The sequence below is a fragment of the Deltaproteobacteria bacterium genome (assembly GCA_016210045.1).
In the GTDB taxonomy this organism is placed as follows: domain Bacteria; phylum UBA10199; class UBA10199.
Genome location: JACQUX010000024.1, coordinates 38,980 through 52,522 on the forward strand (window position 1 = coordinate 38,980; position 13,543 = coordinate 52,522).

The following is a 13,543-nucleotide window of genomic DNA, read 5'->3' on the forward strand; positions in this document are numbered from 1 at the left end:
ATGGTGCACTTGGCATCTTCCAATTTGTTGACTCGCGGTTATTTCGGTCGGATGGCCGATGCCGTGCTGAATGGGCAAAGCCTGCTGCTGTATACGGTCCCGCGTTTGGGTGCACATGCCCTCGCTCGCACTGCGCGGGGGGCGCGCCTCTGCCGTCGCGTGACGGAACAGGCACCGGACTGGATGCACGCGCTCCCCGGCATGCCGGTCATCGCCCAACGCGCCGACCGTTGGCGACCAATGCGCTGGTTCCGCGCGAGTGCGAACGTGGCCGGCGAGTTGCTGAAATTCTTGCTCATCACCGGCGCGGGTGCGTCATTGGGCGGCGACGAGGGCTATCTGCTCGGCGCCGAATGCTACTTAGGTCTGGCGGGTATCGCACACGGAATCCATGCCGGGATCGCGGACCATGATCGGCGCGCGGTGCGGCGTGGCGAGGCGGAGCAGTTAGTGCGCACGCGCCGCGCCAACGGCGAGACGGAAGAGCAAATCACGGCGTGGATCGCCACCGTCGGATCGACGCCGACGCGCGGCAGCTTCGGCTGGCCGCGGTTGGCGCCCAGTCGTCGGATGGCGCAGGCCCTCGGGGAGGCACTCCGAACCGTGTTGGAAGAGGAACGGGCAACAGAGCGGGCACAGGAAAAACGGCGCCGACAGACGGAGACGTTACATAGATTAGTCGACGAAATTGCGCGTCTTGTCGCTGACGATCCTGCAGGCGATCAGATCGTCACCCAGGCCCGCCGCTGTGCCGCACAAGCAGACTGTACAACAGCCAGACGCCAGCTCCACGGCATGAAAACAGCGCTCCTGCAACGCCGCGCGCGCGCCGGATCGCGCCCGCCCTCCCCCGATCCGCAACCGCCACCACCCCGCTCACATGGTGCAGCCGTGGGTTCTCTGCGGCTGCGTCAGCTCATCAAAAACCCGCCGCCGGAACTCCGTCCCGAAGACCTTCGCGGCGCTGGGCTCCCAGTCACCTACGAAATGACCGAAGACGTCTTCGCCGCGTTGGCAGCCGACTATGCCGCCAATCGCGATCATCGCGCCAACATTTGGCGGGCATTCGGTCATGATCCATCGAATGGTCGACCCTGGCAATCCGCCGGCCCCGGCCAATACACCCACCGCATCGGCCGACTCCAACTCGTCGTCGCAACCACGGAAGACGACGCCTTCCAGGTCGTCGGATTGCAAGAGCCCACTCCCTAGAGCGCGCCGCGCCGACAACCCATTTCATTTGAGTGGGGACAGGTACCTTCAAATGCAGCATTGGCGGACATTTGAAGGTACCTGTCCCCACTCAAATGACTTTGGTCGGGACCATGGGGGGCAATTAATGTCGGAAGTGGCGGGTGCCGGTGACGACCATCGCCATACCGTGTTCGTCGGCGGCGGCGATGACTTCGGCGTCGCGCACCGACCCGCCGGGATGGATGACGGCGCGGACTCGTGCCTCGGCGATCGCGTCGACGCCGTCGCGGAACGGAAAGAACGCGTCAGAGGCGGCGGCGACTGCCGGCCGGCCGGCGGCCTTCATGGTTGCGACCCGCACCGCATCGACCCGGGACATCTGCCCCGCTCCGATCCCGACCGAGGCCGCGCCGGTCGCAAACACGACCGCGTTGGAACGGACATATTTACAGACGCGCCAGGCCAACGCCAACGCCCGTTCTTCCTCCGGCGTCGGGGCCCGCTTCGTCACCACGCGCCAATCGCGCGCCACTTCTTCGCGCACGTCGCTGGTCTGGACGAGCAAGCCGCCACACGCGGAACGGAGCGACCACGGCTCGGGGCGCGGCCACAAGCATGGCACTAAGCGTAAGTTGGGCTTCGCGGCGAGCAATGTACGGGCGTTCGCCGCAAAACTCGGCGCGCAGATGACTTCGAAGAAACGTTCACTCACGACGCGGGCCGTGGCGTCATCGAGTTCCGTCGTCGTCACGACGATGCCACCGAACGCGGCTAACGGATCGGCCTCCAGCGCCATACCGAAGGCCTCGGCTAGACTTCGTTCAGAAACTCCGACTCCGCACGGATTGCCGTGTTTAATGATGACGGCGGCGAACGGGTAACTACGCAGTTCGCCGGCCAAGTGGATCGCGGCGTCGGTGTCGAGCAGGTTGTTGTACGACAGCGCCTTGCCTTGCAATGCGGCCGCGATATTCAACGACTCTCCGGCCGTTTGATACCACGCGGCCGCTTGGTGCGGATTCTCGCCGTAGCGCATCGCCTGGACTTTCGTGTAATGCGCACTCCACTGCGCGGGGAAGGGATCGGTCGCATCGCGTTCCGCTAAGTAGTTGTTGATCGCGGCGTCGTATGCGGCGATCCGGGCAAAGACCGCACGGGCGCACTGCAGCGCATACGCCTCCGGGACATTGCCATCCCCGGCCTTCAGCTGCGCCAAACATTCGGCATAGTCGGCCGGGTCGCACAATGCGACGACATGCGCGTAGTTCTTCGCTGCGGCGCGCAACAGCGTCGGACCGCCAATGTCGATTTGTTCAATCGCGTCCGCCAATGTCACGTTGGGCTGCGCCACGGTCTGTTCGAACGGATAGAGATTCACCACGACGAGATCGATCGGAGCGAATCCGGCCTGTTGCAGATCGGCGACATGCGCCGGCAGATCGCGCCGCGCCAAGATGCCGGCGTGAATCTTCGGATGCAGCGTCTTCACGCGCCCATCGAGCAGCTCCGGCATCCCGGTCCATGCGGCGAGCTCCGTGACCGGACAGTGCGCCGTGCGCAACGCCTCCGCAGTCTTGCCACTCGCCAACAATTCGACGCCGAGCGCGTGTAACGCTTGTCCCAGTTCGACCAGGCCCGTCTTGTCGGAGACACTGATGAGCGCACGACGCACGATTGGCATAACCACTCCGTTACTTCTTGACCGCTGCGCCGAGACCTCCGGCCAGCAACGACTTGATGTCTTCGTCGACGAATTTCAGCCCCGCGCCGACGAACCAATCTTTCTTCTGATTCGGGTTCAGCGGATCGTCCATTCCGCCGACCAGGAAGAGACTCGGCGTGAGGCGCGCAGTGCCCATAAACTTGAGATGGGGTTTGTTGCCGTTCTTCGTGTTGAAGTCGAAGGCCGACGCAGAGAGTCCGAGACGTCCGACGTCGTAATCGAAACCGACACCGCCGCGATTTTCGATGATCCCGCCGCGCAACGTCAGGTTATAAAATTTCTTGGCCAACTGCGCGGAGACGCGAAATTTGTTTTGATCCAACGTGGTCGTCTCGGCCGAGACCGCCGTCGTCTGGCCGTTGGCCGTGACCGTGGAGGTCCGCGTGGCGCGATTCGGCGAGGCGGTGCGATCTTCGACAAACTCCAACAGGAATCCTTCGTCGGGACGCGGATGCAAATTCAGATGCACGTAGTGTTTGAAGTCCTTCGTCCCGCCCAAATATTCGGTGTGATAGCCGACTTCCGTTTGGAGTTTTTTGAAACCGCCCAGCGCATCGGTCAGCGAATCAGCGGCGTCGTTCACTTTGTTGACCGTGTCCTTGTTATTGATCAACTGGCCGATCGTCCCTTCGCCTTCATCCAATTTCCGCGAGATGCTCGCGACACGTGAAAACGATTCTTCCAAGTCGGGTCGGACGTTGGTGGCCATGCCGCGCAAGTCACGACTGAGGGCCGCAAAGTTGGCGACCATCGCGTCGATGTTGCGTTGGTTTTGCACGACCAGTTCACGAATCGTCGCGGAAAAGGTGTCGAGATTATGGATGATCCGATTCACCGGGGCGTTGTCGCCCGCCATCTGTTCGCGCAGCGATTGGGAGATGGCTTTAAAGTCCTTCGCCACTTCGCCGAAGTCGGTCAGCACCAAGCTCATGTCGCCACCGACGCCGCCGAATTCGAGTTCGGCGCCCGGTTCCAACGTCGGTCCGCCGACGGGCCCCGGCACCAGTGCAATGTAGCTATCACCGAGAAACCCGCGCGCCCGCACGACGGCCTTGGTCCCCGCCGCCACCGTGGCCCCGGGACGGTCGATTTGGAGGTGGGCGCGGGCGTGACGACCGTCTGCCGCCAATTCGACTTTCTTCACATAGCCGACCGAGATCCCGGCGATTTCGACCGGGGTTTTTTCGTTCAGCCCCATCGCGTTGTCGAGCTGCACCACGAGTTCGTAGCCGGTCGGGATGAAGAAGTTCCCCTCGCCCACTTTGAGGGTGGCGTAGACGAGGAGCACTAAGATAAGCGCGGCGAAGAAGCCGACTTTGAGTTCCAATTTCCGTTGTAGCATAGCGTGAGTGGCGGACCGTTAACGTGATTTGCTGCGGAGGTAAAGGGGTAGTTGAAGATCAGGGCGCGTACGTTTTTCTTGTGACGTGGGACTGTGGTCGGAGCGTCAGGTCTGGCAGGGTACGCTATCGCGGCGCCATCGAGGCGCCGCGCGCTCGCCCTCGCCGTTTTCGTCATGAGATTTCGCAAGGAGAAAACGGCTGCGAGCGCCCGTGCCAGACCGGACGCTCCGACCGCAGCCTTTGCCGACACAGGCGTCACAGAAATCGCCACTGCTCAACAAAGCCAAGGCGACTGTCACTCCAACAGATTCGCGTGTTTTGCGAAGAGGGCGGGACGGGTGGTGCGGAGGCAGTCGAGCGCAAGGCGGGCGGCTTTTTGTTGCGTGGCAGCGGCCTCGAGCGGAGCGATGTGTTGGCGTCCGAAGAGGTGGGGCTGGCGGCGGGCCAGCGTTTCGAGCGCCATTCCGGCACTGGCGGCGTGGGGGGCAACTGCGAGCAGCGCGGTCAGTTCGTTTTCGAAACTCATCATAATGCGATCTTTTGCGCGGCGATTCAGATGCCCCATGATGGCCCACCCGATCTTCGGGTACCGTGGTGCGAGCCGGATGAGATGCGGCATGATGTCGAGTGTGATCTTGAAGCCGGGGGTCCGCAACACGGTTTCCAACCGCTCGGCGGCCCACGGGAAATACGGGCTCGCTGCCACGAGCATCGCAAACGACGTCGGCATGGTCGGATCGCGTTCCCAGATTTGCGCCCCGATGGGCGATTGCACAAACGCCGTAACATGCGGGATCGCGCGACTCTCCATAGGAAAGAGATCAGCGAGTAGCCGGATGGCGCCGAGACCGGCCCCCAGCGGATTCTCGGGTCGGAGGGCCGCAAGTACCGGCGCCAACAGCGCAGGCTCGCTGTGCACGACGGCGACAAGGTCAGGCATGTAGTCGGGTCTCTGCCCCATTCCAGCGGCCAACAACGGCACCAGCGTCGGCCGCAGCTCCGGCCGCGACTGCCAACACGCGATGATCGCACGGCCGAGATTGCCGTTCGACGCAAAGACGTCGCGGACCAGTGCGAAATGTTCCGGTGTCGGCGTCCAAGACGTCCGCGTCAGCAACATCAGCAACAGTTCGGCAGTCCAATACTCATTCCTGCCCGCGCGCAACTGGAGGATCGCCGGGAGCTGCGCCTCGTTGAAGAAGGCCGGTTGTGTCGCCGCGAGTTGTTTAAGCGCCAGCGTGAGACTCGGCTTCGGAAATTCACTCGCCGCACTCGCGGCCTGGATCAGCAGCGGGACATCCGTGGCCAGATACGGGGAGGGTTCGAGTTTCCACGTGCTCGTTAAAAGAAATGTTGCGGCCTTATCGTTATGGCGCGCCAACTCTAACAGCAGCGGAAGGAAGGCGCGAAAATGTTGCGGTTGCTCGGTCAGGACCCGCGTCAATATTTCCAAGAGCGGCGGATGCTTCGCTAACACTGCCGCCAGCGCCGCGTGGTGGGACGGTTGGAAGGCCGCCAAATGGGTCTGTAGCGCGTACGGCAACAACGGATCGGTCGGCGTCGCGACGGCGCGGTCCAAGATCCACGGGATATCGGTCGACACGATCGTCGGTGCGGCCAGCGCCGAGAGTTCGGCCAACGGGTGATCGATGTCGGTGACGCGATGAAAGTAGCCGTCGCCGTAGAGCATCACGGTCGGGTACTGCGTCACGCCATACGCCGCCATCCATGCCGCATCGGTCGACTCGACGCGGATAAAGAGTCTGCGGCCTCCGTCGGCTCGTGCGAGCGCGGCGAACGTCGGTTTATAATCCTGACACGGGTTACACCAGGTCGCGGAGAAGTCGACAACCGCCACTTCCCCCGGCCGCAGCCGCGCGAGGGCGCCCTTCAATCCCGCCTCATCCGACACGGCGATCACGGCACCATCGAATGCCGGCTGCGTGGCCTCCGCTTCCGCGATCCCGTCATCGATGTAATGCAACCCGCCCACAAAGAAGCGCGGGACGGAACCAACCACCTTGCTCGCCGCATAGGCCAGCCGCTCCTGCCACGTCCGCACCCCATCGGCATTCAGATCGGGGATCTCGGCGTCGGGCGCCCAGAGGAACGGCGCGAAGCGATCGCAGCATACGGTTTCGTTGAGCGATCCGGCCGAAGCGAACAACGTGCGCGGATCTCCCGCAAAGCGCGTCGCGAGATTGCCGCTGAAACACTGATCCATGATCACGGTCCGCTCGCGATATGCCAATCCCGAGACCAATCCCGCCAACCGCTCGCCGCTGACCGTCGCATCCGGCAACACCAGTCCGTTTTCTGTGCCATGCCCCGTTGTATAAAGGAGAACTGTATCGTCCGCCGAGACCGTAGCCACGAGCCGCGCCCGCACCGCGTCCAACGCGGCCTGATTCGGGGCCCAATAGTGATCACCATCGACCCCATCCGGCCGCTCCGGACTCACTACAAGGACTTCGTATCCCCCATCCCGCAACCGCGCCGCCGCTCGCTCCACGTTCTCCACATGGCGCGGCTCCCGATCCCCATTAATAATCACCGCCACCCGACTCATGCGCTGCGTCCTCCGGTAATATTATCGGGTTTCAGCAGAAAATGTTGCGGAGGCCTAGCACCAATAGGGTGAGGCTCCGGTATCACCAGAGACCGCGCAGTGCGTCAGCCGGGGAAGCGGTGGGGGGCGCACAGGGGCTCTCGGAGCCGTTTTCTCCATGCGTAATCTAATGACGAAAACGGCGAGGGCGAGCGCGCGGCGGCTCGATGCCGCCGCGATAGCGTACCCTGTGCGCCCCCCGCCGCGGCCCCGGCCCCCGGAACAAGCAACCACGCTCACATATCCATCGTCTCTTCAATCCCCGCCGGCCCGTTACTCCGCCCTTCAATGAAGCGCTGGACGACTTCGTTCGGCGAGGCGCGGAAGGCCGCCGGGGAACCGACTTCGATGATCCGTCCGCCGCTTAACATCGCGATCTGGTCCGCAATGCGAAACGCGGACGCGATATCGTGGCTGATCACGACGGAGGTGACTTGCAGTCCGTGTTGCATCGCGAGGATCAGGCGATCGACTTGATCGGTCATCAGCGGATCGAGTCCAGTGGTCGGCTCGTCGTAGAGCAGGATCGCGGGCCGGAGCACGATCGCGCGCGCCAGCCCAACACGCTTACGCATCCCACCGGAGAGTTCAGCCGGCATTTTGGCGTCGACACCTTCTAATCCGACGGCAGCGAGCTGTTCGTGGACCCGTTGCGTAACCTCGTCCTCCGACAAGCCGCCCTGCTCCCGCAACGGAAACGCGATATTGTCGAAGACCGTCATCGAATCGAACAGCGCGGCGTTTTGGAACACCATCCCGAAGCGACGGCGAAAGGCCGCAATTTCGACGCTGGAGAGCGTGCTCACGTCGGTGTCGTCGACCCGCACGGTGCCGCGATCCGGTTGCAACAGCCCGATGATATGCTTCAGCATCACCGACTTGCCCGTCCCGCTGGGGCCCAGGATCACCGTGACCTTGCCGGTCGGAATCGTCAGATGCACACCCCTCAACACGTGCTGATGCCCAAACGACTTATGGAGATTGTGGAGTTCGATCATAGCTGTGGCGGGGAAATGAATTCCAGAATCCATGATGTCAGAAAATAATCCATCACCAGGATGGTGACGCACGACAACACCACGGCGCTGGTGGTGGCGCGCCCCACGCCCTCGGCGCCACCGCGGGTGTAGAAGCCGCGATGGCAGCTGATCAGCGTGATGGCGAAACCGAAAAAAGCGGCCTTGATCAATCCGCCGAAGACGTCGGAGGGATCGACGTAGTGATAGAGCCGGTGCAGAAACGGACCCGGCGCGATATGCAACATCCCGACGGCCACGACGTAGCCGCCCATCACCCCGACGAAGTTGAACAACATCGTGAGCAGCGGAGCCATCAGAGTGGTCGCCACTAAACGCGGCACTACGAGATAGTGGATCGGATTCACGCCCATCACTTCGAGGGCGTCGATCTGTTCGGTGACCCGCATGGTGCCAATCTCCGCGGCCATCGCGGAACAGGCGCGCGCGACGACCATGATCGCGGTGAACACGGGCCCGATCTCGCGCGTCAGCGAGAGACCGATCGTCGCACCGACGAGATTTTCGGCGTTGAACAACGCAAAGGCCTTGCCGGTTTGGAGCGCGAAGACCATGCCGACAAAGACGCCGGTTAGGACGATGATCGGCGTGGAACGCACGCCGACAAATTCCATTTGCTTCAGCACATTGACCATGCGCCACGGACGACGGCCCGACCATCGCACGGCCTCGGCCGCAAAGAGGCACCAATTGCCGAACGCGCGGGTCATGGTCAAGCTCGTGTAGCGGAGCGGCTCGAACAGCGGACGGAATATTTGCAGCACGCGTTCCATATGTTTCGTCGTGCGAAGGTATTACGGACGCCCGTGATAAATCCGCGGCACCCGTTTCGAGACGCGGCAGACGATCTCGTACGGAATCGTCCCGCACCACCGCGCAATCTCTTCGGCGCGCAACGTGGCCGAACCTTGTTGACCGAGAAAGACGACTTCGTCCCCCACTTGACTCTCGGGGCAATCAGTCAAGTCGCAGATCACCATATCCATCGTGATCCGGCCGACGATCGGCACGGCAACGCCACGCACTAACACCCGCGCCTGGCCCACGGCACCCCACGGATAGCCATCGGCGTATCCGACGGGAATCGTGCCGAGTCGACTGGGACGCGGCGCGGTCCACATCCCGCCATAACTCACCTTCGTTCCTGTCGGCACCGATTTAGCGAGAATGATCCGACTGTGCAGGCTCATCACCGGTCGGAGCGGGAGTCGGCCTTCGTCTTCCGGAAACGGCGCGATGCCGTACAGCATGATCCCGGGACGCACCCAAAACTGATCCCCTGACTGCAACGCAAACGGCGTACACGCTGACGGCACGGAGTCCCCGTGGTGGATCACCGCGGCGCTATTGCCGAGGTGCCAGACCAACGGACCCGCGACGCGCGCGCGGATGGTCGCGGCCGCGGCGGCAAAGCATTCGCACTGCGCGTGGCGTTCCGCCGCGTGATTGGCCTCCGCAAAATGGGTCATTACGCCGGCCAGCCGCAACTGCGGATAGTCGGCGAGTTGCGTCAACAGTGCCGGCACCTGTTCCGGACGCACGCCTAAGCGGGTCATCCCGGTGTCGATCTTCAAGTGAAAATCGATGGGGCCGCCGGCAGCAGCCGCGGCTTCCGCGACGGCCCGCAGTCCGTCGGCCGCGTGCAAGACCGGCGTGAGTCGCTGCGCCAGCATCGCGCGCGCGGCCGCAACGCCACCGCCCATCAGACCGCCCATCACTAAGATCGGCGATTGCACACCGGCAGCGCGCAACTCAATCCCTTCCTCAATCGTCGCGACGCCCATCGCGGCCACTCCGGCACTCTCCAACCACAAGCCGACCTGTGTCGCGCCATGGCCGTACGCATCCGCCTTGATCATTGCCACAACGCCGACGTCCGCCGGCAACTGCGCGCGCACCAGACCAACGTTGTGTAACAACGCGTCGCGAGAGATTTCAGCCCACGTGGGACGAAGTTGATTCATATGAAAAGCGGTGACTGGTGACTCGTGGCTGGTGGCTGGGGATCGGACCAAGTGAGATCATTTGCCCAGCCACCCACATCCCCTTTCCCCTTGACCCCGCACGCCCGCCCCTCTAAAGCCTCCGCCAGCAATATGCAAGCCCCACTCCTCGCCACCTATCTCGGCCACGCCACTGTGTTGCTGCAATGTGGTGAACTCGCCGTATTGACCGATCCGCATTTGGGGCAACGCCTCTACGGGATGCCACGCCGCGGCCGTCCGCTCGACGCCGGCACGCTGCCGCCGCTCAGCGCGATCGTCGTCAGTCACACGCATCTCGATCACCTCGATATCCCGAGCTTCAAATTCATCCCCAGCACCGTGCCGGTGATCGTCCCCCCAAAGGCCGGGCCCGTGTTGTATCGCTTCATTAACAACCCGATCGTCGAACTCGCCCATTGGGTCCCGCACATGCCAACTGCGGACGTCACGATCACGCCGGTCCCAGTCCGCCACTACGGCGGGCGCTACGTGCCGGGCCTCCGTTTTCGCCAAGTGAGCGGCTATGTCATCCAGTTAGGTTCGCACACCATTTATTTCGCCGGCGACTCCAGTTACGGCACCCACTTCCGCGAGGTCGGCAACGTCTATCCGATCGACTTGGCGTTGCTGCCGGTCGGCAGCTTCGTCCCGCACTGGCTGGCACCGTCCAAGCCGATGAATGCGATGGAATGCGTCCAAGCCGCGATCGACCTGAAGGCCAAGCACACGTTGCCGATTCATTGGGGGAGCTTCGGTCTATCGCGCTGGGGAGATGCCCAAGTCACGCGACTCCAATCCCTGGCGGCATCCCGCGGCATCGGCGAAACCGTCCACGTCTTGGAACCCGGCGGCGGGCGTTGGAGTTGGAGTGGTCATTCCGCGTAACGCGTCTGCTTCCGCTGTAGACGGATGAAGCATGCAGTAGCACTGTGCCGCGACAAACGCGCCACAGAGTAGACACCCCCCCACGGATTTGTTAGCCACGCTGGCATGACGACATCGGCGGCGCAGCGTAGCGTGGAGATGGGCACGCCGATGTTTCGGCAGTATTGGCAGATCAAGGCGCAATATCCCGATCCGGACACCATCCTGTTTTTCCACGTCGGTGATTTTTACGAGATGTTCTTCGACGACGCGAAGACCGCTGCGCCGCTGCTCGAAATCACACTCACCACGCGCAATCCGAACGACGCCTCCCCCATTCCGCTCTGCGGCATTCCGATCCACGCCGCGGACGGCTATGTGGCGAAGTTGTTGGCCGCCGGAAAAAAAGTGGCGCTCTGCGAACAAGTGGAGGACCCGAAACAGGCCAAGGGCGTGGTCCGCCGCGACGTGGTGCGCGTCATCACGCCCGGCGCCGTGCTGGACGCCGAAGGGTTGAACGCCCGCGAACACAATTATCTCGCGGCGCTGGTAGTGGACCATGCGCGCTACGGCTTGGCGGTGATCGACATCTCCACCGGCGAATTCCGCGCGACGGAATTCGGGAGCTTGGCGGCGGCACGCGAAGAGATCGATCGGATCGGCCCCCGGGAATTGCTGGTGCCGTCGGAACTGCCGTGGTCACCAACCACGCGCGCAATGACCTGTACGCCGCTGGAGGCGGCCGCGTTCGACCGCACCACACTGCCGTTGCTCGCGGGGTGCGACGCCGTCGGCGCGTTGGGTCAAAGCGCAGCGGCCGCCATCTGGCACTATCTCCACTACACGAAAGTGGCCGGCGCGAAGCCGATCACACATATCACGACGCTCCAGCCATATCAGGCCCACGACTATCTAGTGCTCGACGAGACCACGCGCCGCAATTTGGAGCTGCTGCAGACGCTGCACGACGGCCAGCGCGCAGGCTCGTTGCTCTGGCTGCTCGACCGCACCAGCACCGCGATGGGCGCGCGGCGACTCCGCCATTGGTTGCTCTATCCGCTGCGCAGCGTGACCGCGATCGACGCGCGACTCGACGCCGTGCAACAGTTAATGGCCGACGTGACACGCCAAGAAATTTTGCTCGCCACGCTCGCCGGCGTGGCCGATCTGGAGCGGATTGCCGGACGGATCGCGACCGGCCATGCCAGTCCGCGCGACATCATCGCGTTGCGCGATTCGCTGCGCCATTTGCCGACGATCATACGCACGCTCCCGGAATCGCCTCCGCTGTTGGCATCGTTCAGCCACGCTATCGATCCGTGCGCCGATGCCGCCGACCGCATCGCCGCGACCCTCGTCGATCAGCCGCCACTCAGCGCCGGCGACGGCGGCGTGATCCGCGACGGCGTCGACGCGGAACTCGATCGCTTGCGCGCGTTGCAGTACGAAGGGAAGGGCTTCATCGCCCGCTTGGAAGCTTCGGAGCGCGCGCGGACCGGCATCGGTTCGCTGAAAGTGCGTTTCAATCGCGTGTTCGGATATTACCTCGAGATTACCCATACGCATCGTGACCGCGTACCGGCCGATTATATCCGCAAACAGACGCTCACCAACGCCGAGCGGTACATCACGCCGGCATTGAAAGAATATGAAGAACAAGTCGTAACCGCGGAGGCGCGCAGCCACGCGCTGGAATATGAGCACTTCACGCGGTTACGCGAAGAGTTGGCGCACGCGCTGCCGCGCATCCAACAGAGCGCGCGGCAAGTGGCCGACCTCGACGCGTTGTTGGCATTGGCGCGGGTGGCGCAAGAAGGCGACTACTGCCGCCCGACGTTGGTCGAGGCCCCAATGATCGCCATCGAGGCGGGCCGCCATCCCGTGGTCGAACGGATGCTACGCGACGAGCGCTTTGTCCCCAACGATTGCTGCGTCGGGATGAGTGCGCCCCAAGGCGAGCCGCGGGGCATCCACCCCCCTCTCCCTTTGGGGAGAGGGATGGGTGAGGGGGAGACCTCGCCCAACACACCGCTGCTGATCATCACCGGCCCAAACATGGCGGGCAAATCGACCATCATGCGCCAAGTCGGGTTGATCACGCTGTTGGCACATCTGGGCAGCTTCGTCCCGGCGAAGCGCGCCGTGATCGGCCTCACCGACCGGATCTTCACCCGCGTCGGCGCCAGCGACAACGTGGCACGCGGCCAATCCACGTTCATGGTCGAAATGGCCGAGGCCGCGACGATCCTGCGCGAGGCCACGGCACACAGCCTGATCCTGATCGACGAGCTCGGCCGCGGAACGTCCACCTACGACGGCATTTCCATCGCGTGGGCGGTGGCGGAATATCTCCACGACCACGTCCACGCGCGCACGCTATTCGCCACGCACTATCACGAACTGGCGCGGCTCGCCGACACCAAACCCGGCGTCGCGAATTTCACGATGGCCGTCAAGGAATGGAACGATCGGATTATTTTTTTGCGCACCCTGGTCCCCGGCGCCGCGGACCGGAGCTACGGTATTGAAGTCGCGCGCTTGGCCGGACTGCCACCATCCGTCACGACCCGCGCACGCGAATTGTTAGCGGAACTCGAACAAGACCCCTGGCGCACCGCGTCCGCCCCGCCGGCCGCGCAACTCGGCCTCTTCCCGTCGCCAGACCCACGCCACGAAGCCGTCTGCGAGCGCCTCCGCATCCTCGACCCCCAGACGCTGACGCCACTCGCCGCGCTGACACTGCTGGCGGAATTAGTGGAACAAGTGCGAGACACGACTGCGATCTAAGC

9 protein-coding genes are annotated in these 13,543 nt (G+C 63.3%); 3 read left to right on the top strand and 6 right to left on the bottom strand.

The window, feature by feature from the left end:
• The gene (locus tag HY696_07860; protein ID MBI4238314.1) at positions 1-1,212 is read left to right on the top strand and encodes a hypothetical protein; all 1,212 of its coding nucleotides are present in this window, start codon (positions 1-3) and stop codon (positions 1,210-1,212) included.
• 124 nt (positions 1,213-1,336) lie between these two features.
• On the opposite strand, the gene purH is transcribed toward HY696_07860, so the two are convergent.
• From purH to alr, 6 genes are all read right to left on the bottom strand, one after another.
• Positions 1,337-2,869 (bottom strand): bifunctional phosphoribosylaminoimidazolecarboxamide formyltransferase/IMP cyclohydrolase, encoded by a 1,533-nt coding sequence (purH, locus tag HY696_07865; protein ID MBI4238315.1) that lies wholly within the window; start codon positions 2,867-2,869, stop codon positions 1,337-1,339.
• 16 nt (positions 2,870-2,885) lie between these two features.
• Positions 2,886-4,259, bottom strand: coding sequence for an MCE family protein (locus tag HY696_07870; GenBank protein ID MBI4238316.1), 1,374 nt, complete (start codon positions 4,257-4,259; stop codon positions 2,886-2,888).
• A 296-nt stretch (positions 4,260-4,555) separates the two neighbouring features.
• Complete coding sequence (locus HY696_07875; protein MBI4238317.1) at positions 4,556-6,829, bottom strand: hypothetical protein; 2,274 nt, start codon at positions 6,827-6,829, stop codon at positions 4,556-4,558.
• A 275-nt stretch (positions 6,830-7,104) separates the two neighbouring features.
• The gene (locus HY696_07880; GenBank protein ID MBI4238318.1) at positions 7,105-7,866 is read right to left on the bottom strand and encodes an ABC transporter ATP-binding protein; all 762 of its coding nucleotides are present in this window, start codon (positions 7,864-7,866) and stop codon (positions 7,105-7,107) included.
• Complete coding sequence (locus HY696_07885) at positions 7,863-8,615, bottom strand: ABC transporter permease (protein MBI4238319.1); 753 nt, start codon at positions 8,613-8,615, stop codon at positions 7,863-7,865. The genes HY696_07880 and HY696_07885 overlap by 4 nt, the downstream gene beginning before the upstream one ends.
• 84 nt (positions 8,616-8,699) lie before the next feature.
• Positions 8,700-9,869: an alanine racemase gene (gene alr, locus HY696_07890; GenBank protein ID MBI4238320.1), complete on the bottom strand. Its 1,170-nt coding sequence runs from the start codon at positions 9,867-9,869 to the stop codon at positions 8,700-8,702.
• A gap of 132 nt (positions 9,870-10,001) precedes the next feature.
• Between alr and HY696_07895 the strand changes: the two genes are divergently transcribed.
• A complete protein-coding gene (locus tag HY696_07895) occupies positions 10,002-10,775 on the top strand; it encodes an MBL fold metallo-hydrolase (protein ID MBI4238321.1) in 774 nt (257 codons plus the stop codon).
• 132 nt (positions 10,776-10,907) lie between these two features.
• Entirely contained in the window at positions 10,908-13,541 is a 2,634-nt protein-coding gene (gene mutS, locus HY696_07900) for a DNA mismatch repair protein MutS (GenBank protein ID MBI4238322.1), read from the top strand.
• Positions 13,542-13,543: the final 2 nt, after the last annotated feature.

Excerpts from the sequence above, each read along its gene's own strand:
- HY696_07880 (MBI4238318.1), bottom strand. The coding sequence starts at position 7,866 with ATGATCGAACTCCACAATCTCCATAAGTCGTTTGGGCATCAGCACGTG.
- HY696_07860 (MBI4238314.1), top strand. The coding sequence starts at position 1 with ATGGTGCACTTGGCATCTTCCAATTTGTTGACTCGCGGTTATTTCGGT.
- HY696_07895 (MBI4238321.1), top strand. The coding sequence starts at position 10,002 with ATGCAAGCCCCACTCCTCGCCACCTATCTCGGCCACGCCACTGTGTTG.
- HY696_07875 (MBI4238317.1), bottom strand. The coding sequence starts at position 6,829 with ATGAGTCGGGTGGCGGTGATTATTAATGGGGATCGGGAGCCGCGCCAT.
- alr (MBI4238320.1), bottom strand. The coding sequence starts at position 9,869 with ATGAATCAACTTCGTCCCACGTGGGCTGAAATCTCTCGCGACGCGTTG.
- HY696_07870 (MBI4238316.1), bottom strand. The coding sequence starts at position 4,259 with ATGCTACAACGGAAATTGGAACTCAAAGTCGGCTTCTTCGCCGCGCTT.
- HY696_07885 (MBI4238319.1), bottom strand. The coding sequence starts at position 8,615 with ATGACCCGCGCGTTCGGCAATTGGTGCCTCTTTGCGGCCGAGGCCGTG.